Annotated in this window: 19 protein-coding genes; 3 read left to right on the forward strand and 16 right to left on the reverse strand. The window is 58.0% G+C overall.

Annotation, left to right across the window (positions count from 1 at the left end):
* Positions 1–56: 56 nt before the first annotated feature.
* The 3 genes from secG to ACTJKV_RS10930 all read right to left on the reverse strand — a co-directional run bounded on the left by secG (position 57) and on the right by ACTJKV_RS10930 (position 2,449).
* On the reverse strand, positions 57–539 hold the full coding sequence (gene secG, locus ACTJKV_RS10920; protein ID WP_062438844.1) for a preprotein translocase subunit SecG: 483 nt from the start codon (positions 537–539) through the stop codon (positions 57–59).
* 118 nt (positions 540–657) lie between these two features.
* Entirely contained in the window at positions 658–1,428 is a 771-nt protein-coding gene (gene tpiA / locus ACTJKV_RS10925; protein WP_274102421.1) for a triose-phosphate isomerase, read from the reverse strand.
* Between the two features lie 139 nt (positions 1,429–1,567).
* Entirely contained in the window at positions 1,568–2,449 is an 882-nt protein-coding gene (locus ACTJKV_RS10930; RefSeq protein ID WP_274102422.1) for a dienelactone hydrolase family protein, read from the reverse strand.
* Between the two features lie 183 nt (positions 2,450–2,632).
* On the opposite strand from ACTJKV_RS10930, the gene parE reads away from it, so the two are divergent.
* Positions 2,633–4,708 (forward strand): DNA topoisomerase IV subunit B, encoded by a 2,076-nt coding sequence (parE, locus tag ACTJKV_RS10935; RefSeq protein ID WP_274102424.1) that lies wholly within the window; start codon positions 2,633–2,635, stop codon positions 4,706–4,708.
* Positions 4,709–5,084: 376 nt separating this feature from the next.
* Here parE and lipA read toward each other — a convergent pair whose 3' ends face one another.
* The 10 genes from lipA to ACTJKV_RS10985 form a co-directional block, all read right to left on the reverse strand.
* The gene (lipA, locus tag ACTJKV_RS10940) at positions 5,085–6,059 is read right to left on the reverse strand and encodes a lipoyl synthase (protein WP_062427372.1); all 975 of its coding nucleotides are present in this window, start codon (positions 6,057–6,059) and stop codon (positions 5,085–5,087) included.
* Between the two features lie 32 nt (positions 6,060–6,091).
* On the reverse strand, positions 6,092–6,340 hold the full coding sequence (locus ACTJKV_RS10945) for a GlsB/YeaQ/YmgE family stress response membrane protein (protein ID WP_062598428.1): 249 nt from the start codon (positions 6,338–6,340) through the stop codon (positions 6,092–6,094).
* A gap of 42 nt (positions 6,341–6,382) precedes the next feature.
* Positions 6,383–6,637, reverse strand: coding sequence for a GlsB/YeaQ/YmgE family stress response membrane protein (locus ACTJKV_RS10950; RefSeq protein ID WP_440598647.1), 255 nt, complete (start codon positions 6,635–6,637; stop codon positions 6,383–6,385).
* Between the two features lie 55 nt (positions 6,638–6,692).
* A complete protein-coding gene (gene lpdA / locus ACTJKV_RS10955) occupies positions 6,693–8,138 on the reverse strand; it encodes a dihydrolipoyl dehydrogenase (protein WP_112519124.1) in 1,446 nt (481 codons plus the stop codon).
* Positions 8,139–8,201: 63 nt separating this feature from the next.
* On the reverse strand, positions 8,202–8,849 hold the full coding sequence (locus ACTJKV_RS10960; protein ID WP_440598648.1) for an SGNH/GDSL hydrolase family protein: 648 nt from the start codon (positions 8,847–8,849) through the stop codon (positions 8,202–8,204).
* A gap of 60 nt (positions 8,850–8,909) precedes the next feature.
* Complete coding sequence (locus ACTJKV_RS10965) at positions 8,910–10,304, reverse strand: pyruvate dehydrogenase complex dihydrolipoamide acetyltransferase (protein WP_144620757.1); 1,395 nt, start codon at positions 10,302–10,304, stop codon at positions 8,910–8,912.
* Positions 10,305–10,319: 15 nt separating this feature from the next.
* On the reverse strand, positions 10,320–11,747 hold the full coding sequence (locus tag ACTJKV_RS10970) for a pyruvate dehydrogenase complex E1 component subunit beta (protein WP_062598433.1): 1,428 nt from the start codon (positions 11,745–11,747) through the stop codon (positions 10,320–10,322).
* 17 nt (positions 11,748–11,764) lie between these two features.
* The gene (gene pdhA, locus ACTJKV_RS10975) at positions 11,765–12,811 is read right to left on the reverse strand and encodes a pyruvate dehydrogenase (acetyl-transferring) E1 component subunit alpha (protein ID WP_440598649.1); all 1,047 of its coding nucleotides are present in this window, start codon (positions 12,809–12,811) and stop codon (positions 11,765–11,767) included.
* 151 nt (positions 12,812–12,962) lie between these two features.
* Positions 12,963–13,280, reverse strand: a complete 318-nt coding sequence (locus tag ACTJKV_RS10980; RefSeq protein WP_062427380.1) for an FtsB family cell division protein — start codon at positions 13,278–13,280, stop codon at positions 12,963–12,965.
* A gap of 112 nt (positions 13,281–13,392) precedes the next feature.
* Positions 13,393–14,307, reverse strand: a complete 915-nt coding sequence (locus ACTJKV_RS10985; RefSeq protein ID WP_440598650.1) for an AraC family transcriptional regulator — start codon at positions 14,305–14,307, stop codon at positions 13,393–13,395.
* Between ACTJKV_RS10985 and ACTJKV_RS10990 the strand changes: the two genes are divergently transcribed.
* On the forward strand, positions 14,279–14,686 hold the full coding sequence (locus ACTJKV_RS10990; protein ID WP_440598651.1) for a DUF2000 family protein: 408 nt from the start codon (positions 14,279–14,281) through the stop codon (positions 14,684–14,686). The genes ACTJKV_RS10985 and ACTJKV_RS10990 overlap by 29 nt on opposite strands.
* Before the next feature lie 96 nt (positions 14,687–14,782).
* Here ACTJKV_RS10990 and ACTJKV_RS10995 read toward each other — a convergent pair whose 3' ends face one another.
* From ACTJKV_RS10995 to ACTJKV_RS11005, 3 genes are all read right to left on the reverse strand, one after another.
* Entirely contained in the window at positions 14,783–15,181 is a 399-nt protein-coding gene (locus tag ACTJKV_RS10995) for a DUF6331 family protein (RefSeq protein WP_440598652.1), read from the reverse strand.
* A 27-nt stretch (positions 15,182–15,208) separates the two neighbouring features.
* Positions 15,209–15,466, reverse strand: a complete 258-nt coding sequence (locus ACTJKV_RS11000; RefSeq protein WP_274102434.1) for a hypothetical protein — start codon at positions 15,464–15,466, stop codon at positions 15,209–15,211.
* Between the two features lie 113 nt (positions 15,467–15,579).
* Positions 15,580–16,122, reverse strand: coding sequence for a single-stranded DNA-binding protein (locus ACTJKV_RS11005; protein ID WP_062427384.1), 543 nt, complete (start codon positions 16,120–16,122; stop codon positions 15,580–15,582).
* Between the two features lie 322 nt (positions 16,123–16,444).
* Here ACTJKV_RS11005 and uvrA point away from each other — a divergent pair, with 322 nt between their 5' ends.
* On the forward strand, positions 16,445–19,366 hold the full coding sequence (gene uvrA / locus ACTJKV_RS11010; protein ID WP_062598439.1) for an excinuclease ABC subunit UvrA: 2,922 nt from the start codon (positions 16,445–16,447) through the stop codon (positions 19,364–19,366).
* Positions 19,367–19,370 lie beyond the last annotated feature (4 nt).

Consider the following 19,370-nt stretch of genomic DNA (forward strand, 5'->3'; position numbering starts at 1 on the left):
ACAAAAGAAAACCGGCAGGCTTTTGGCCTGCCGGAGTGTTAGTCGTCACCTGCGCCTTATTGGCCGGTGGGAACACCATTGGTGTTGGCGGGAGCCTGCTGCGGAGCAGGTGCGGCCGGAGCGGCAGCGCCACCTTCAGCCGGTGCCGCTGGCGTCGTCGTCGCAGGCGCCTGGTTGGTCGCACCATTCGTGGTGGACGGAACGCCATTGGTCGCTGGAGCCTGCGAAGGCGTCGTCGAGGACGGGCCGAGCGTATCGAGGATGCCGTTACCCTGCCCCTGCTGTGCCGGAATGCGGTCCAGGATGTCCGTTGGACGCGATTCGTAGCGGGTCAGGAGACCAAGGCCAAGGGACGTCGCAAAGAACAGAGCCGCGAGGATCGCTGTCGTGCGGGTCAGGGCATTTGCGGTGCCGCGTGCGGACATGAAGCCAGAGCCGCCGCCAATACCGAGGCCGCCGCCTTCGGAACGCTGGATCAGGACCACGCCGACAAGCGCCAGCACGATCATGAGGTGAATAACAATCAGTACGTTCTGCATGACAATCCATTCCATGCCCCATCAGGAGCACAATGAAGAAGTTTGCGGCTCTTTACATGAGGCGAAAGCGTATTCCAAGCCCCCAAGGATCGAAAGCCCGGCTGCTTTTCCTAAAAAATCAGGCCGTCAATTTCTCGTAAGCTGCATAGATGGACAGGAAGTCGGAGGCTTTCAAGCTCGCGCCGCCGATGAGGGCACCGTCGACATTCTCGATCGCCATGAGCTCTGTGGCGTTGGACGGCTTGACCGAGCCACCATAGAGAATGCGCATCCCCCTGCCCTCGCCGCCAAATCGCTTGACCAGCTCTTCGCGCATGAAGGCATGGGCTTCCCGCACGTCCTCAACGGTCGGTGTCAGGCCTGTGCCGATCGCCCATACGGGCTCATAAGCGATAACCGTGTTGGCGGCGGTCGCCTCATCGGGCAAGGATCCATCGAGCTGGCGCTTGAGCACGTCAAGCGTCTGGCCGGACTCGCGCTGCTCCGCCGTCTCACCGATGCAGATAATGGCGATGAGATCGGCCGCATAGGCAGCACTCGCCTTCGCGCGCACGAGGTGATCCGTTTCCGCATGATCGGTGCGGCGCTCGGAGTGTCCGACAATCACATGCGTGCCGAAGCAGTTGGCAATCATCTCGGCGGAAATATCGCCCGTATGCGCGCCCGATGCATTCTGGTGGCAATCCTGCGCGCCGATCTTGAGCGGGCTGTCGTCACAAAGCGCGGTCGCAACATAGAGAAGCGTCGAAGGCGGGCAGATCAGCGACTCGACCTTTTCTGCAAGCGGTCCCTTGACGCCCTCAGCCATCGCCTTGATCTGATCGAGCGAGGCGCGCGTTCCGTTCATCTTCCAGTTTCCAGCGACGAGCGGGCGAATATCAGGGGTCATTGAGCGATCATTCCTCTTTATTGTTGGCAGTGTCTTCTCAAAGAGACAGCGACAGGAATTCGGACGAAAAAGCAAGGTTTTGGTTCGAAATTTGGTGAATTTCGTACAAAACCTCTCGTGAATGACATGGTTTTCCGAGCTAGCGGGTCAAAATCCAATTAAGAACCGCGCGCCAGTCGGTCATGCGAACCGGCGTCCCGTGCGTGCCGGTTTCAAAGAGCGTGAAGCGGGTGGTAACACCGGCCTTCAAAAGCCCTCGGAATGTCGCGGCCTGCTGATCGGCCGAGTAGACCTTATCCACACTTCCATGGGTAAAATAGACGGGCTTCTTCGCCTTGATAAATGCACTCTTTGGAAAATCGGGATCGACCGCACCACCGAGAATGGCCATCCCCTTGAGATTGGCGACCGCAGCGGCATCGCGGCTTATGCCGTAACAGATGAAGCTGCCCATGGACGCACAGGTTAGAATGACAGGCTTGCCACCGGATTTCGCCTTGGCGTCCGCGATCAGCGCGGCAATATCCGCAACGCCGTTTTGATCGAAACTTTTCACGCTCGGCGCGTAATACGTCCCGCCGTTTTCGACAGCGAGGTTTTTCAGCCGGTTGAAGTTGCCGCCGAATGTATAATCTTTCATTGCAAGCCGGCGGTCCCCACCTCGTCCATGGATGAAGATCACAGTAAAGGCCTGCCCGTTCGCTGGACCGACGCGCCCCACATCGATGGACCGTCCGCCGATGGACATGGTCTCCATCTCCTGCACACGTTTCGGTGCGAGATCGACATATTGCCGTTTTACCCGCTGCTCAGGAATCTCATCGCGCCCGTTGATGTCACGCAATTCCTGGTAGTCGATCACCTGCGAGGCACCGCCATCCCCCGTGGAAAGCACTGTCTGACTTGAGAAGAGATCATCCTTGAAGGGCTTCAGTGGTCCGCCGCTGGTCTGAGCGTGAGCGGGCATCGCTGCAACAGACAGGCAGAAAAGAGTACAAAAGGTGAAAAGAGCTGTGGACATGCCTTGAGGAACCGTTTGATTTGCGCCACAAGTCTTGCCATCCGGGCTGCTGCAACGCAATCCTTAGCGGTAAAGCATCAAGCCCTTTGTACCCTGCTAGAGTAGCCTGACACCGGTATCGATGTCTGAATCCTGTCTGCTCGCATGGACAAAATCCGGGCAAAATCTGATTGAACTGGACCTATGGACGATAGCAACGATCTTTTTTCCGGCCTTCCCGCAGCCACTCGCGCTGAAGCAGAACCGCGAGAAACCGCACCTGTTGTAGAACCAGTTGCCAAGGCGGCCGTGCAGCCGAAAGCCCCTTCCGCACCCGTCACGTCGTCGGGCGATGATTACGGCGCCTCGTCTATCCGTGTTCTGGAAGGTCTGGAGCCGGTGCGCATGCGTCCCGGCATGTATATTGGCGGTACCGACGAGAAGGCGCTGCACCACCTCTTTGCCGAAGTCATCGATAACTCGATGGACGAAGCCGTCGCAGGCCATGCCAACTTCATCGAGGTGCATCTCGATACCGAGGGTTTCCTGACGGTGAGCGATAACGGTCGCGGTATCCCTGTCGAAAACCATCCGCAGGTACCGGGCAAGTCCACGCTTGAAGTCATCATGACCAAGCTGCATGCGGGCGGCAAGTTCGACGGCAAGGCTTACGAGACCTCAGGCGGTCTGCATGGTGTGGGCGTGTCCGTCGTCAACGCGCTTTCCGACGTGCTGGAAGTGGAAGTCGCACGTAATCGCAAGCTCTACCGCCAGCGCTTCTCGCGCGGCATTCCGCAAGGTTCGCTGGAAGAGTTGGGCGATGTTCATAACCGCCGCGGAACCCGCGTACGCTTCCATCCGGATGCGCAGATTTTTGGCGACCATGCCAAATTCGACGCCGCCCGCATCTTCCGCATGGCGCGCTCCAAGGCCTATCTCTTTGGCGGTGTTGAAATCCGCTGGAGCTGCGATCCGGGTCTCGTGCCCGCAGGCGGCGAAATCCCTGAAAAGGCTGTCTTCCATTTCCCTGGCGGCTTGAAGGATTACCTCTCGGCCACGCTTGGCAAGGACTTCACCGTCACCCGCGAAATCTTCTCGGGCAGAACGGAAAAGACCGGCGGCCACGGTGCGCTAGAATGGGCGGTCACGTGGTATGGCGGCGACAGCCAGGTCCATTCCTATTGTAACACCATCCCGACGCCCGAAGGCGGCACACACGAAGCTGGTCTTCGCATCGCCTTGACCAAAGGCTTGAAGAACTACGCCGAGCTGACGCAGAACAAGCGCGCACGCGAGATCACCACCGATGACGTGATGATCTCGGCTGTCGGCATGCTCTCCGTCTTCATTCGCGAGCCGGAATTTGTCGGCCAGACCAAGGACAAACTCGCGACCGTCGAAGCCCAACGCATCGTCGAAAACGCGCTGCGCGATCCGTTCGATCATTATCTCACCGGCAATCCCGCAGAAGCGGCAAAGCTTCTGGAATGGGTGATCGAGCGCTGCGAGGAGCGTCTGCGCCGTCGCAAGGAAAAAGAGGTCAACCGCAAGACTGCGGTGCGCAAGCTTCGCCTGCCGGGCAAGCTCGCCGATTGTTCTCAGAACACCGCCGAAGGCGCAGAGCTTTTCATTGTCGAGGGTGACTCGGCTGGCGGTTCAGCCAAGCAGGCACGCAACCGCGCCAACCAGGCCATCCTGCCACTACGCGGTAAGATTCTGAACGTCGGTAGCGCCAGCCGCGAAAAGCTCTCTGCCAACCAGCAGATCGCCGATCTCATTCAGGCGCTTGGCTGCGGCACACGCACGAAGTACCGCGACGAGGACCTCCGTTACGAACGCATCATCATCATGACCGATGCCGACGTCGACGGCGCCCATATCGCCTCGCTGCTGATCACCTTCTTCTATCAGGAAATGCCTGAACTGATCCGCGGCAGCCACCTCTATCTTGCCGTTCCGCCACTCTACAAGATCACGCAAGGATCGAAGTCAGCCTATGCGCGCGACGACATCCATCGCGCTGAGCTGATGGAGACCGAGTTCAAGGGCCGCGGCAAGATCGAAATCAGCCGCTTCAAAGGTCTTGGCGAAATGTTGCCGGCCCAGTTGAAGGAAACCACGATGGATCCCTCCAAACGCACATTGCTGCGCGTGGAAATCGACGACGTGGATTTCGAAGGCACGCGCGAGGCGGTCGACAATCTGATGGGAACAAAGGCAGACGCCCGCTTCCGCTTCATCCAGGACAGAGCCGCCTTTGCGGAAAACCTCGATATCTGATTGGTGCCGAAACTAGACTTCCGAAAGGCCTGAAGTGCTTTTATGATCAAAGGTGATCACGGCAAAGGGCCAAACCGCTGCGTCGTCATGGTCACCCCTCTGATCAAGTCGAGGAGACCGGGTCATTCATAAGCCATTGAAAACCTGGATCCTTGGGTCAAGCCCGAGGATGACGCAGAACGGATAAGAGCGTGGCCGAACCTTACAGCTTAGGCCCGAAAATCGGAATCGATTTTCAGAAAGCACGATGCGTAGCTTCAAAAGGTGAAGCGCCATGCGTCCAATAAGACGCACGGCGCTTTAGCTGTCAAAATCGACTTGAAACTTCGGATCCACCTCACGAAGCTCATGGTCAAGCGCTTTGGGCGCCAACCCATCACTCAGCAGCAGCCAGAAGCTTCTTCTCACGATTGGCGCGAAGACGTTCGAAATCGTCACCGGCATGGTGCGACGAGCGCGTCAGCGGGCTGGACGAGACCATGAGGAAGCCCTTTGTATAGGCAACCGTTTCGTAGGACTTGAATTCTTCCGGCGTCACGAAGCGTTCCACCTTATGGTGCTTGCGGGTCGGCTGCAGATACTGGCCGATCGTCAGGAAGTCGACATCGGCGCTGCGAAGATCGTCCATCAACTGCAGCACTTCGTTACGCTCTTCGCCAAGACCGACCATGATGCCGGACTTGGTGAACATGGTGGGGTCCAGTTCCTTCACCCGCTGCAGCAGGCGGACGGAGTGGAAGTAGCGTGCACCGGGACGAACGGTCAGATAGTTGCCTGGAACCGTTTCCATATTGTGGTTGAACACATCCGGCTTGGCCGCAACGACACGCTCCAGAGCACCCGGCTTCTTGAGGAAGTCTGGCGTCAGGATTTCGATGGTCGTGTTGGGAGACGCAGCGCGGATTGCCCAGATCACCTTTTCAAAATGCTCGGCACCACCGTCGGCGAGATCGTCGCGGTCCACCGAGGTAATGACGACGTGGCTGAGGCCCATCTGCTTGACGGCCTTGGCAACATTTTCCGGCTCATTGAGATCGAGTGGATTGGGCTTGCCGGTCGAGACGTTGCAGAATGCGCAGGCGCGCGTGCAGATCTCGCCCATGATCATGAAGGTGGCGTGCTTCTTTTCCCAGCATTCGCCGATATTTGGACAGCCAGCCTCTTCGCACACCGTGACCAGCTTGTGGCTGCGTACCAGTTCGCGCGTCTCGTGGTAACCCTTGGACGTGGGCGCCTTGACGCGGATCCATTCCGGCTTGCGCGCCACTTCCGTATCCGGCTTGTGTGCCTTCTCCGGATGGCGGATGCGCTTCTCTTCCGGCTGGGACATCCTGTCGAGAATAGTGACCATAACAAACCTGCTTCTACCGCTTATAAGCGGCTCTAACGCCTGACGAGCTTGGCGAGGAATAACAGAAGGCTTGCGCCCAGGAAAGACGTGACGAAGTAGCCGAGGCGGCTGTCTTGCACAAAGACATCAAATGTACGCAACAGAGCCACTGCCACCACCGAGCCGACAATGCCGAGAACGATGTTCATGAAGATGCCAAAGCGCATATCCATGAGCTTGCCCGCGAGCCAGCCCGCAAGGCCGCCGATGATGATGGCCGCAATCCAGCCTACACTTTCCATCCGTGATCCCTTTCTTTAACCCGCTGCTTCGGCTGATGTTGGCTAAGCGATCAACCGGGCAATCAGCGTCACGATGATCGCACCCACCGTCGCATGGATGATCTGCACCACCAGCGCATTTTCAATACCAAGCGAAATGCCGAGAGCATTGAACAGATAGCCACCGACAAATGCGCCGATCACACCGGTCAGAAGGCATCCGATCAACCCGCCGCCACCAACGATGAGGCTGGCGAGAAAACCAGCCACCAGACCGATCAGCAGAAAAACAATCCAGGCTTCTGTTGCAATAGACATGACGGCTCTCCTTTGGCGTCGCTCCCTTCAAGAGTGGGAGCGATCAAGCCAATTATCAAGCGTTCAGGACACGTCCATAAGCGTCCAGCACGCTCTCCTTCATCGACTCCGACAGGGTCGGATGCGGGAAGATGGTGTGCATCAGTTCTTCTTCGGTCGTTTCAAGGTTCATGGCGACAACGAAGCCCTGAATGAGCTCGGTCACTTCCGCGCCTACCATATGCGCACCGATCAGTTCACCCGTCTTCTTGTCGAAGATGGTCTTGACCATGCCCTGATCTTCACCGAGCGCCACGGCCTTGCCATTGGCAGCAAAGGAGAAGCGACCCACGCGGATCTCGCGGCCCTGCTCTTTCGCCTTGGCTTCCGTCAGACCGACCGACGCGACCTGCGGATTGCAATAGGTGCAGCCCGGGATCTTGCTCTTGTCCATCGGGTGAACATTCGGAACCCCGGCAATCTTCTCAACGCAGATGACGGCTTCGTGCTCGGCCTTGTGTGCGAGAAGCGGACCTCCGGCAACATCACCAATGGCGTAGATGCCAGGAACATTGGTCTTGCCATAGCCATCGATGACGATGAAGCCGCGCTCGGTCTTAACGCCAGCAGCCTCAAGGCCGATATTTTCGATATTGGCCTGGACGCCAACGGCGGAAATCATCCGATCCGCTGTGATCTTCTGCGAAGAGCCGTCCTTCATCTCGACGGTCGCCGTAATCGAGTTTGCACCCTTTTCGACCTTCGCCACCTTTGCCTCGAGGTGGATCTTGATGCCCTGCTTTTCCAGCTGCTTTTTCGCGAAGGCGGAAATTTCCGCGTCCTCGACCGGCATCACCTGGCTCATGATTTCCACAACGGTAACCTCGACGCCCATGGTGCGATAGAAGCTGGCGAACTCAATACCGATCGCGCCCGAACCCATGACCAGCAGCGACTTCGGCAGCTCTTCCGGCTTCATTGCTTCGAAATAGGTCCAGATCAGCTTGCCATCCGGCTCGATGCCGGGCAGCGCGCGCGGACGGGCACCGGTGGCCACGATGATATGCTTGGCGGTGTAAGTTCCCTCGCCCAGCGTGTTCTTTGGCACAGGCCCCTGCGGCTGAACCACAGGCTTGGTCGACTTGCCGACGACGATCTCACCCGGCTTGGTGATCTTGGCTTCGCCCCAGATAATATCGACCTTGTTCTTCTTGAACAGGAAGCCGACGCCATTATTCATGCGGGCAGCGATGCCGCGAGAGCGCGCGACGATCGCCTTGACGTCCGGCTTGATCGAGCCTTCCAGCGTCAGGCCGTAATCCTTCGCATGGGTGGCCGTATGCATCACATCGGCCGTACGCAACAATGCCTTGGTCGGAATGCAGCCCCAGTTTGAGCAGATGCCCGCGAGATGTTCACGCTCGACGACGGCAACCTTCATGCCCAGCTGAGCTGCGCGAATGGCGGCAATATAACCACCTGGACCGGAGCCAATGACGATAACGTCGTAGGATTGAGCCATTCTATATCCTGCCTTTATCTTTTTGACGGCGACTTCTGCGCCGCTGCGTCAATCGAATTCACATCAAATTCCAAGCAGCATGCGCACCACGGGCTCAAGCCCACGTCCCAGCGCACGCGTGTTTTCAGCGTCCAGGTGAACGCCATCGAGCGGTGTCGTCACCGCAACGGAGGCCGCATCGAAGAAGGCGCAGCCCTTGTCGTCTGCCAGATCGCGATAGAGCGAACCCATCATCTTCGACTGCTCGATGGCACCCGCATACATGGCCGCAAACATATCGTTTGCCGTTTCGCAAATATGCGGCGGCGAAACGATCAGGATCTCCGGCTCGTCATGATCCTCGAAAGACCACGCATGATGCCGGATGAGACTGACCAGCCGCTCCACGCCCTTGACCGCACCGACCGCAGAGCCTGCACCGATACCGCGCTTCAGGTCGTTGGTGCCGAGCATGATGATGACGAGATCAAGCGGGGCATGGCTGTGAAGGATCGTCGGAAGCAGCGTCGCACCATTGCGGTCGCAATCCGCCAGATGATCATCATAAGCGGTGGTGCGTCCGTTCAATCCCTCGTCAATGACATTGACCTCACTGCCCAGGGCCTTCTGCAGCACGCTCGGCCAGCGATCGTCAAAGGCGTGACGCCCGAGATTCTCGGCGTCATATCCCCATGTCAGGCTGTCGCCATAGCAAAGAACGGTCTTCGTCACATCCGCCTCCAGAAGGAGAAGAGCCGAAGGCTGACACCAGCATCCGGCTCGACCATTTTATCAGACCAGCATCGACATCGGGCTTTCGATGTAGCGCTTGAAGGCGGAAGCAAGCTCCGCACCGAGCGCGCCATCGATAACGCGGTGGTCGAAGGCAAAGGTCGCCGTCATCACCGTACCGACTTCGATCTTGCCGCCGCGGACGACCGGCTTCTCGACGCCAGCACCGATGGAGACGATCGAAGCCTGCGGCAGGTTGACGATCGACGTGAAGGACGAAACGCCGAACATGCCGAGGTTCGACACGGATGTCGTGCCGCCCTGGTATTCTTCAGGCTTGAGCTTCTTGTCGCGAGCACGCTTGGCAAGATCCTTGACCTCGTTGGAGATAGCCGAAAGCGACTTCTCCTCAGCCTTGCGGACGATCGGCGTGATCAGGCCATCCGGGATCGACACGGCAACGCCGACGTCGGCGTGCTTGTGAAGAACACGGGCTGTCGATGTCCAGGAAGCATTCGCCATCGGAACATCGCGCAGTGCAAGCGCCATAGCCTTGATGATGAAGTCGTTGACGGAGAGCTTGAAGGCCGGAACCTCGCCCTTCTCGGTCTTCTTCACCGGCGCGGAAGCATTGATTTCGGCGCGAAGCTTCAACATCGCATCGAGCTCGCATTCCATCGAGACCGTGTAGGACGGAACCGTCTGGGTCGACTCGGTCAGGCGCGAAGCAATGGTCTTGCGCATGCCGTCGTGTGGCAGAAGCTCGTAGGAGCCTTCGGCAAACAGCTTGAGAACGCTGTCATCCGACGGACCCTTGGCAGCGGCGGGAGCCGGAGCAGCCGACGATGAAGGTGCCTGTGCCGCGGCAGGCGCAGCCTTCGCGCCACCGGAAGCAACTGCCTTTTCGACGTCAGACTTGACGATGCGGCCATGCGGGCCGGAGCCGGACACAGCGGAAAGATCAAGACCGGCATCCTTTGCCATGCGGCGTGCCAATGGAGAGGCAAAAAGGCGCTCGCCGGACTTGGACACAGGTGCTGGCGTGGAAGGCGCAGCAGCCTGATCTGCAACCGGCTTGTCAGCCTTGGGCGCAGCTTCAGACTTCTCGTCCTTCGGGGCCTCGGCCTTGGCTTCCTGCTTGGGAGCTTCAGCTTTCGCCTCTGATTTGGCAGGAGCAGCATCGCCACCCTTTGCCGCTTCAGCCACGTCTTCGCCTTCGCCTGCGAGGATGGCGATCAAGGCATTCACCTTGACCGCTTCCGTGCCAGCCGGGACCACGATCTTGGCGACCGTGCCCTCGTCCACAGCTTCCACTTCCATGGTCGCCTTGTCGGTCTCGATTTCGGCAATCACGTCGCCGGGAGCAACCTTGTCGCCTTCCTTGACCAGCCACTTGGCCAGATTGCCCTCTTCCATCGTCGGAGAAAGTGCAGGCATGGTGATGTTGATAGGCATCGAAACGCCCTCCCCTTACTTATAGCAGACGGCTTTGACAGCCTGGATGACTTCGTCAACGTTTGGCAGAGCCAGCTTCTCCAGGTTTGCGGCGTAAGGCATTGGAACGTCCTTACCGGCAATGGTCAGGATCGGAGCGTCGAGATAATCGAAAGCAGCGCGCTGAACCTGGTTGGAAATGAAGTCACCGACCGATGACTGCGGGAAACCTTCTTCGACCGTGACCAGGCGGCCGGTCTTCTTGACGGATTCGATGACCGTAGGAAGATCCATCGGGCGGATGGTACGAAGGTCGATCAGCTCGACATCGATGCCTTCCTTTTCCAGTTCGGCGACAGCCTTGACCGCATAGGTCATGCCGATACCGAAGGAAACGATGGTCGCATCCTTGCCCTTGCGATGAATGCGCGCCTTGCCGATCGGCAGGACGAAATCATCCAGCTTCGGCACGTCGAAGCTCTGACCGTACAGGATTTCGTTTTCGAGGAAGATGACCGGGTTCGGATCACGGATCGCCGCCTTCAAAAGGCCCTTGGCGTCGGCTGCCGTGTAAGGCATGACGACCTTGAGTCCTGGGATGTGGCTGTACCATGCTGCATAGCACTGCGAGTGCTGAGCAGCCACGCGGGCAGCAGCGCCCGACGGACCACGGAACACCATCGGTGCGCCCATCTGACCACCAGACATGTAGAGCGTCTTGGCAGCAGAGTTTACGATCTGGTCGATCGCCTGCATGGCGAAGTTGAAGGTCATGAATTCGACGATCGGCTTCAGGCCGGTCATGGCAGCGCCAACACCGATACCGGCAAAGCCGTGCTCGGTGATCGGCGTATCGATAACGCGCTTGGCGCCGAATTCCTGCAGGAGACCCTGGGTGATCTTGTAGGCACCCTGGTACTCGGCAACCTCTTCGCCCATGACGAAGACTTTTTCGTCGGAGCGCATTTCCTCAGCCATGGCATCGCGAAGCGCTTCGCGCACGGTCTGGCTGACGAACTCGGTGCCTTCCGGAATATCCGGATCAGCAGCAACTTCGATCTTCGGTGCAGCCGGTGCCTTCGCCGTTTCCTTGGAAGCGGAAGGTTCTTCGCTGGCTTCGCGGGCCTTGCCGCCGGCGGCGTCAGAACCCGAGCCTGCGGCTTCGGCCTTCGGCTCATCCTTCTTCGGTGCCGCGGAAGACGACAGATCGTCCGCGCTTTCGCCTTCCTGAAGGAGAACGGCAATTGCCGTATTCACCTTGACGTTTTCGGTACCGGCGTCGATCAGGATCTTACCGATGACACCTTCGTCCACGGCTTCGACTTCCATCGTCGCCTTGTCGGTTTCGATTTCCGCGATCACGTCGCCGGAGGTGACCTTGTCACCTTCCTTTTTCAACCACTTGGAAAGCGTGCCTTCCTCCATGGTCGGGGAAAGGGCGGGCATAAGAATTTCTACTGGCATTGTTTTCCCTTTCCCGATCAGAGCAGAATGTCGGTGTAAAGCTCGGATACATCCGGCTCTGGATCGTTCTGGGCAAAGTCGGCGCTGTCGGCCACGATGTCACGAACATCCTTGTCGATCGCCTTCAACTCTTCTTCGCTTGCCCAGCCCTGCTCCATCAACCGCGCCTTGACCTGCTCGATCGGGTCCTGCTCGGAGCGCATCTTCTGCACTTCTTCCTTGGAACGATACTTGGCCGGGTCTGACATGGAGTGACCGCGATAGCGGTAGGTCAGCATTTCCAGAATGATCGGACCCTTGCCGGAGCGGCAATGCTCGAGAGCTTCGTCCGCAGCAGCCTTGACGGCGCGAACGTCCATGCCGTCCACCTGAACGCCGGGGATGCCGAAGCCGGAACCGCGAAGCGAATAGTTCGACTGCGCCGTGGCACGGCTGGTCGAGGTGCCCATGGCGTAACGGTTGTTTTCGACGATGTAGATGATGGGCAGTTTCCAGAGAGCAGCCATGTTGAAGCTCTCATAGACCTGACCCTGATTGGCCGCACCGTCACCGAAATAGGTCACCGACACATTGTCGTTGCCGCGATACTTGTTTGCGAAGGCGAGACCCGTACCGAGCGAAACCTGCGCACCGACGATGCCGTGGCCGCCGTAAAAATGCTTCTCCTTGGAGAACATATGCATCGAGCCGCCCTTACCCTTGGAAAGGCCGCCGCGACGTCCGGTCAGTTCCGCCATGACACCGCGCGGGCTCATGCCGGCGGCCAGCATATGGCCGTGGTCACGATAGGCGGTGATGACCTGATCGCCTTCCTTCTGCGACATCTGCATACCAACGACAACGGCTTCCTGGCCGATGTAGAGGTGACAGAAACCGCCGATGAAGCCCATGCCATAAAGCTGGCCGGCCTTTTCCTCGAAGCGGCGGATGAGCAGCATCTCGCGATACGCGTGGAGTTCTTCGTCCTTGCCGAAATCCGGGGCGTTCTTGCCGGTGAATTCCTTGGCAGGCGTCTTTGCCGTTGTCTTGCGGCCGGATACAGACGCGTTTTTGCGCGGCGCCATTCATCCCTCCCTAGTTGAATTAGAATGGTTGGATCGGCGCGTAACATATGCAAGAACGGTCGCCACAGCAATGCCATAAACGCATGGCACATATTCTAAGTAAACGACTGTATTTAAAAATAAATTCCATGATTAACCGAAATTAGGTTAATCACATATATCCGTTCATGATGACGATTTCGTCCGGTTTCGACATGTTCAACTGATAACGCGAAATCTCGTCGATCATATCCCGCTCAAGCGACCCATCGCTCATCAACTCCACCTGACGCTCCAGCGCCACGCGGGTCTTGACGATCTTGTCCCGCTCAGCGGTTCTGGCAATACGCTGGCGCTCCAGGCGCTCCATGGCTTCCAGTCCAAAATCGCCATGAATGGAATGATAGCCGAAATAGGAAAGAAAGGCGACCGTGATCGCTGGAACAACGAGACGGCCGAACCGTCTTTTCTTATGATGCTTTGTCCACATACTCTGAAAACAGCCTTCAAACGCGCTACTGGAATCACAATAGCCGCATTTGCTTAACCATCCGTTGACCGTGTTTTCGACACTCGCATCAGGGCAAGCAAGTTAACGCTTTTCAGTCTTTGCGATCCTGCAATGCCAGCCACCGGCCCGGCGTGATGCCGAAGGTATCGCGAAAGTGTCGCGTGAGGTGAGCTTGATCCGCAAAGCCTGATTCGACTGCCGCGCCTGCCAGATTGCTTCCCGCCAACAGCAATTGTTTTGCTCGGCCTAGTCGGCGCATCACGAGATAGCGGTGCGGACTTGTGCCAAGCAACTGCCTGAAATGCCTTGCAAGGGCATACCGGTCCAGCCCTGTGATGTTCTCGAGCGTCGCGGATCGCACCGGCTCATCACTATGACTGAGAAGAAAGTCCCGCGCTTGCAAGACCGCCGATTGCGCAACCTTTGTCACCGGTTTGCGCGGCGCTCCTGCTTCACGAGAGAGAATCGTCCCGATCCGCTGGATTGCATCATCCTTGGCGAGATCATCGGGTTCGTGATCAAGGTCCGAAAGAATATAGGCAAGCGTACGGGAGAACTCGACATTGGCGACAACCGGATCCGGCACGAATGGCAAGGAACGAGAGTAACCATCGATGGCACCGATCAACTCGGGCGGCATGTAGACCATGCGATAGATCAGCCCTGCATCCGTTCCAGCAGCCCCATCGTGAACCTCATCTGGATGCAGCACGATGACGTTTCCGGGCATGCTGAACCGCTCGACGCCGCGATAACGAAAGGTTTGCACGCCGTGCAAGGTCAGCCCCAATGCGTAGGTGTCGTGCCGATGCGGTGTAAACCCGTTGCCATGGAACCGCACCTCGGTGCGCTCAATCCCTCTACTTTCCGCAATCACGCGCACCCCGGGCTGAAATTCCGCGCACGAACGTTCAAGACCCAGCGCCCGCTGCACCGCTAGTTGCTCGATGTCCTCGATACCTTCAAAGGAGTAAGACATGTTCGACACCAAAATCGCGATCATCATTCGCGATGACCTTGCCACGTGGCAAAAGCTAAACGTCACCGCTTTTCTGACAAGCGGTATCATCGCTCAATCGCCCGCGATCATCGGCGAAGCATATCGGGATGCCGCGGATAATGTCTACAATCCGATGTCCATCCAGCCAATCGTGGTTCTGACCGCTGACCAAGAGACACTGAGAACCATTCACCGGCGGACGCTGGAGCGAAATGTCACGGCATCAGCCTACATCGAAGAGATGTTCGCAACGGGTCACGACGACGCCAATCGAGAGGTCTTTGCTAGGTTCACTCCGGACAATGTCAAGCTCGTTGGTCTCGCGTTGCGGTCCGATAAGAAGATCGTCGACAAGATTTGCAAGGGTGCAAAGATGCATCCCTGATGTCTCTAAAGCACGTCACTTATAAATGACGATCCTTATCGCAAGGAGCAGCGTGCCAGCAGCAACCGGCGCACCGCGCCGACTGGCGTATGTCCTTCAGGCTGTTGCCCTCAGCATCCTTGAGAACTCCCACTCCCTGTCCTCGATCTCGTCACGATACGGAGCATAGATCGCGTGGGCCTGAATCAACCCGACGCCTATCTCTTCAACTAGGCATACCAGTTGATCTACTGTCAGTATCGCATTGATCTCCAGCACCTCGAGTTTCTCGGATGGCATGTAAGAGCTTCGGACCATTTCCGCAAAATCACTTAGTTGTTCTTGGAGTGACTCGATATCGGTCCATGAAATATCTTCTCCATACTTCGTGAGATGATAAATCATATTAAAAGGAGAAAAACTGAAGGCATTTGGGCCGCAACACTCCTTCTCGCAAAATCTTTCACATTCTTTGACGAGTGCCGAAATTGAAGGCGGAAAACCTAGCTGCTCCATTCATAATTCCTCAAACGGACCCCTCGCTCACCGCTTCGCCTTCAGCAAACGCTTCCAGATCGTTCCACCGAGATATTTGTTAAACACAACAAAATAGGCGACGATGGAGGCGAAGAAGACGATGGCCGATAGGCCACTCAGCTCGAAGCCGTTTTCCGTGCGGCCGCCAAGGATCGACGCGACGAGGAAGCCCAGCACCCAGAACGCCGTAAAAAAATCGAGAATGAAGGCCAGGACGATCCGCCAGGTGGCGGGTTGCGGGGAAGGTGATGTCTGGTCTGGCATATGCGTATCCTTCAATGACTAAAGAAATAAGGGGCAGCGTAACCGCCACCCCTTCATATTGTCTTATCAACTGGCATGAGCGCGCAAAACAACGCGTGCCTCAACCGCCGTCATCAAAACGGGATATCGTCGTCCAGATCGTTGGAGAAGTTGCCGCCGGAGGGCTGGCCACCGCGCGACGCACCGCCGCCACGCGCGGGCTGCTGGTCGTAACCGCCACCGCTGCCCCCACCATAGGAGCCGCCGCCGGCATAATCGCCACCGCCACCAAAGTCTCCGCCACGGCCACCGCCGCCGCCTTCGCCGCGACCGTCAAGCATGGTCAGCGTCGAGTTGAAGCCCTGGAGAACGATTTCCGTCGAGTAACGATCATTGCCGTTCTGGTCTTGCCATTTGCGGGTCTGCAGCGCGCCTTCGATATAGAGCTTGGCGCCCTTCTTGACGTATTGCTCAACGACCTTGCACAGGCCTTCATTGAAAACGACGACCGTGTGCCATTCGGTCTTTTCCTTGCGCTCGCCCGAATTGCGGTCGCGCCAGCTTTCCGACGTCGCAATGCGCAGGTTGGCGATTGGTCGGCCATCCTGCGTGCGGCGAATTTCCGGATCAGCGCCGACATTTCCGACCAGAATAACCTTGTTTACGCTGCCAGCCATATTTATCTTCCTGTCTGCCGAACGTCATGAACGGCATTTTTCCTGTTCAAAAGTCCCGCGCACCATAGACCATCCCCCGCCGCGATGGGCAGCGAGTGGAACGACAATCCACAAGGAATGTTCTTGCCAACGGGCATAGTTGCAATATGTTCCTTTTTTGTTCTATTAAGGCGTGGTGAGTGAGTCAAGCAGATCCAGAAGCATTCCCAGGCGAGAGCGCGCCGGGCAATACCATACCGGAACGTCAATCGTCTCGACACGCCGTTCCAGATGATGACATAAGAACCGATCCGTCCAAACAGCTGAAATCCAGAGCCTTGTCATGAGTGAATTGAAGACGATTTCCATCCGCGGCGCGCGCGAGCACAATCTCAAGGGGATCGACCTTGATTTGCCGCGCAACAAGCTGATCGTCATGACGGGCCTGTCCGGTTCCGGCAAGTCGTCGCTGGCTTTCGATACCATCTATGCCGAGGGACAGCGCCGTTATGTGGAGAGCCTTTCGGCCTATGCGCGCCAGTTTCTGGAGATGATGCAGAAGCCGGATGTAGACCAGATCGAGGGTCTGTCACCGGCGATCTCCATCGAGCAGAAAACGACCTCGCGCAACCCGCGTTCGACCGTCGGCACGGTGACGGAAATCTACGACTATATGCGACTTCTCTTCGCGCGTGTCGGCGTTCCCTATTCGCCCGTGACCGGTCTGCCGATCGAGAGCCAGACGGTGAGCCAGATGGTCGACCGCATTCTTGCTTTCGAGGAAGGCACGCGTCTCTACATTCTCGCACCCATCGTGCGTGGTCGTAAGGGCGAGTACAAGAAGGAACTCGCCGAGCTGATGAAGAAGGGCTTCCAGCGCGTCAAGGTGGATGGCCAGTTCTACGAGATTGCCGACGTTCCTGCCCTCGACAAGAAGTACAAGCACGATATCGATGTGGTGGTGGATCGCGCCGTAGTGCGTCCGGACATGGCTGCGCGCCTGGCCGACAGCCTTGAGACCTGCCTGAAGCTCGCGGACGGTCTGGCCGTTGCCGAATTTGCCGACAAGCCGCTGCCTGCGGAAGAAACGTCCGCCGGCGGTTCCGCCAACAAGTCGCTCAACGAAACGCACGAACGCGTGCTGTTTTCGGAAAAATTCGCCTGCCCCGTTTCCGGCTTCACCATTCCGGAGATCGAGCCGCGCCTTTTCTCCTTCAACAATCCTTTCGGTGCCTGCCCGACCTGCGATGGTCTGGGCTCGCAGCAGAAAGTGGATGAGGCACTGATCGTGCCGGAGCCTGCACGCACGCTGAAGGATGGCGCTATTGCGCCGTGGGCCAAGTCCTCCTCGCCCTATTACAACCAGACGCTGGAAGCGCTCGGCAAAGCCTTCGGCTTCAAGCTCTCCAGCCGATGGAGTGACCTGACGGATGCCGCCAAGAAAGCGATCCTGAAAGGCACCGACGAGAAGATCGAGTTCCAGTATCAGGACGGTGCCCGCTCCTACAAGACGGTGAAGAATTTTGAAGGCATCGTGCCCAACCTCGAACGCCGCTGGAAGGAAACGGACAGCGCCTGGGCGCGTGAAGAGATCGAGCGCTACATGTCGGCAGCCCCCTGCCCGGCCTGCGCCGGTTATCGCCTGAAGCCCGAGGCGCTCGCCGTCAAAATCAACACACTGCATATCGGCGAAGTCACGCAGATGTCGATCAAGGTCGCTCGCGACTGGTTCGAAGGCCTGCCGGAAAAGCTGAACGCCAAGCAGAATGAAATCGCCGTTCGCATTCTGAAAGAAATCCGCGAACGTCTGCGCTTCCTCAATGACGTCGGTCTCGATTACCTCAGCCTGTCGCGCAATTCCGGTACGCTGTCGGGCGGTGAAAGCCAACGCATCAGGCTTGCGTCGCAAATCGGCTCCGGCCTGACCGGGGTTCTCTACGTATTGGACGAACCGTCCATCGGCCTGCACCAGCGCGATAATGCTCGCCTGCTGGAAACGCTGAAGCATCTTCGCGATATCGGCAATACCGTCATCGTTGTCGAGCATGACGAGGACGCCATCCTGACGGCGGACTATGTGGTCGATATTGGCCCCGCTGCCGGCATCCATGGTGGCCAGGTCATTGCCGAGGGCACGCCGCAGGAAGTGATGGCCAACCCGAACTCGCTGACGGGCAAGTATCTGTCGGGCGAAATGGGCGTGCCTGTTCCTGCAGAGCGGCGCAAGCCGAAGAAGGGAAAGGAGATCAAGGTCGTTGGCGCGCGTGGAAACAATCTGAAGAACGTCACGGCTTCGGTGCCGCTCGGCGTCTTCACAGCGGTTACCGGCGTATCGGGTGGCGGCAAGTCCACCTTCCTGATCGAAACGCTCTACAAGTCTGCCGCACGCCGCGTCATGGGCGCGCGCGAGATTCCGGCGGAACACGATCGTATCGATGGCTTCGAATTTATCGACAAGGTCATCGACATCGACCAGTCGCCGATCGGTCGTACACCACGTTCCAACCCGGCCACCTATACCGGCGCCTTCACGCCTATTCGTGACTGGTTCGCCGGTCTGCCGGAGGCGAAGGCCCGTGGATACGCACCTGGCCGTTTCTCCTTCAACGTCAAGGGCGGGCGCTGCGAAGCCTGCCAGGGCGATGGCGTGATCAAGATCGAGATGCACTTCCTGCCGGATGTCTATGTCACCTGCGATGTCTGCCACGGCAAGCGCTACAATCGCGAGACGCTGGACGTAACCTTCAAGAGCAAGTCGATTGCTGACGTGTTGGACATGACAGTGGAAGAAGGCGTTGAGTTCTTTGCCGCCGTGCCTGCGGTGCGCGACAAGCTGCAATCGCTTTTCGATGTCGGTCTCGGCTACATCAAGGTCGGCCAGCAGGCCAATACGCTGTCGGGCGGCGAAGCGCAGCGCGTCAAGCTTGCCAAGGAGCTGTCCAAACGCTCGACCGGCCGGACACTTTACATCCTGGATGAACCGACGACTGGCCTGCATTTCCACGATGTGAAGAAGCTGCTGGAAATGCTGCATGAGCTGGTCAATCAGGGCAACTCTGTCGTGGTCATCGAGCACAATCTCGAGGTCATCAAGACGGCCGACTACATCATCGATATCGGTCCGGAAGGCGGCACAGGCGGCGGTGAGGTCGTGGCAGCGGGCACGCCCGAGCAGATCGTCAAGGAAAAGCGCTCCTATACCGGTCAGTTCCTGAAGGAACTGCTGGAGCGCCATCCGGAAAAGAATATTCAGGCGGCGGAGTGATCCG

This window comes from Agrobacterium sp. 22117 (assembly GCF_052045735.1).
Taxonomy (GTDB): Bacteria; Pseudomonadota; Alphaproteobacteria; order Rhizobiales; family Rhizobiaceae; genus Agrobacterium; species Agrobacterium cavarae.

What these genes read in the sequence shown, in the direction of transcription:
- secG (WP_062438844.1), bottom strand. Translation starts at nt 539, where the DNA reads ATGCAGAACGTACTGATTGTTATTCACCTCATGATCGTGCTGGCGCTT.
- tpiA (WP_274102421.1), bottom strand. Translation starts at nt 1,428, where the DNA reads ATGACCCCTGATATTCGCCCGCTCGTCGCTGGAAACTGGAAGATGAAC.
- ACTJKV_RS10930 (WP_274102422.1), bottom strand. Translation starts at nt 2,449, where the DNA reads ATGTCCACAGCTCTTTTCACCTTTTGTACTCTTTTCTGCCTGTCTGTT.
- parE (WP_274102424.1), top strand. Translation starts at nt 2,633, where the DNA reads ATGGACGATAGCAACGATCTTTTTTCCGGCCTTCCCGCAGCCACTCGC.
- lipA (WP_062427372.1), bottom strand. Translation starts at nt 6,059, where the DNA reads ATGGTCACTATTCTCGACAGGATGTCCCAGCCGGAAGAGAAGCGCATC.
- ACTJKV_RS10945 (WP_062598428.1), bottom strand. Translation starts at nt 6,340, where the DNA reads ATGGAAAGTGTAGGCTGGATTGCGGCCATCATCATCGGCGGCCTTGCG.
- ACTJKV_RS10950 (WP_440598647.1), bottom strand. Translation starts at nt 6,637, where the DNA reads ATGTCTATTGCAACAGAAGCCTGGATTGTTTTTCTGCTGATCGGTCTG.
- lpdA (WP_112519124.1), bottom strand. Translation starts at nt 8,138, where the DNA reads ATGGCTCAATCCTACGACGTTATCGTCATTGGCTCCGGTCCAGGTGGT.
- ACTJKV_RS10965 (WP_144620757.1), bottom strand. Translation starts at nt 10,304, where the DNA reads ATGCCTATCAACATCACCATGCCTGCACTTTCTCCGACGATGGAAGAG.
- ACTJKV_RS10970 (WP_062598433.1), bottom strand. Translation starts at nt 11,747, where the DNA reads ATGCCAGTAGAAATTCTTATGCCCGCCCTTTCCCCGACCATGGAGGAA.
- pdhA (WP_440598649.1), bottom strand. Translation starts at nt 12,811, where the DNA reads ATGGCGCCGCGCAAAAACGCGTCTGTATCCGGCCGCAAGACAACGGCA.
- ACTJKV_RS10980 (WP_062427380.1), bottom strand. Translation starts at nt 13,280, where the DNA reads ATGTGGACAAAGCATCATAAGAAAAGACGGTTCGGCCGTCTCGTTGTT.
- ACTJKV_RS10990 (WP_440598651.1), top strand. Translation starts at nt 14,279, where the DNA reads ATGTTCGACACCAAAATCGCGATCATCATTCGCGATGACCTTGCCACG.
- ACTJKV_RS10985 (WP_440598650.1), bottom strand. Translation starts at nt 14,307, where the DNA reads ATGATGATCGCGATTTTGGTGTCGAACATGTCTTACTCCTTTGAAGGT.
- ACTJKV_RS10995 (WP_440598652.1), bottom strand. Translation starts at nt 15,181, where the DNA reads ATGGAGCAGCTAGGTTTTCCGCCTTCAATTTCGGCACTCGTCAAAGAA.
- ACTJKV_RS11000 (WP_274102434.1), bottom strand. Translation starts at nt 15,466, where the DNA reads ATGCCAGACCAGACATCACCTTCCCCGCAACCCGCCACCTGGCGGATC.
- ACTJKV_RS11005 (WP_062427384.1), bottom strand. Translation starts at nt 16,122, where the DNA reads ATGGCTGGCAGCGTAAACAAGGTTATTCTGGTCGGAAATGTCGGCGCT.
- uvrA (WP_062598439.1), top strand. Translation starts at nt 16,445, where the DNA reads ATGAGTGAATTGAAGACGATTTCCATCCGCGGCGCGCGCGAGCACAAT.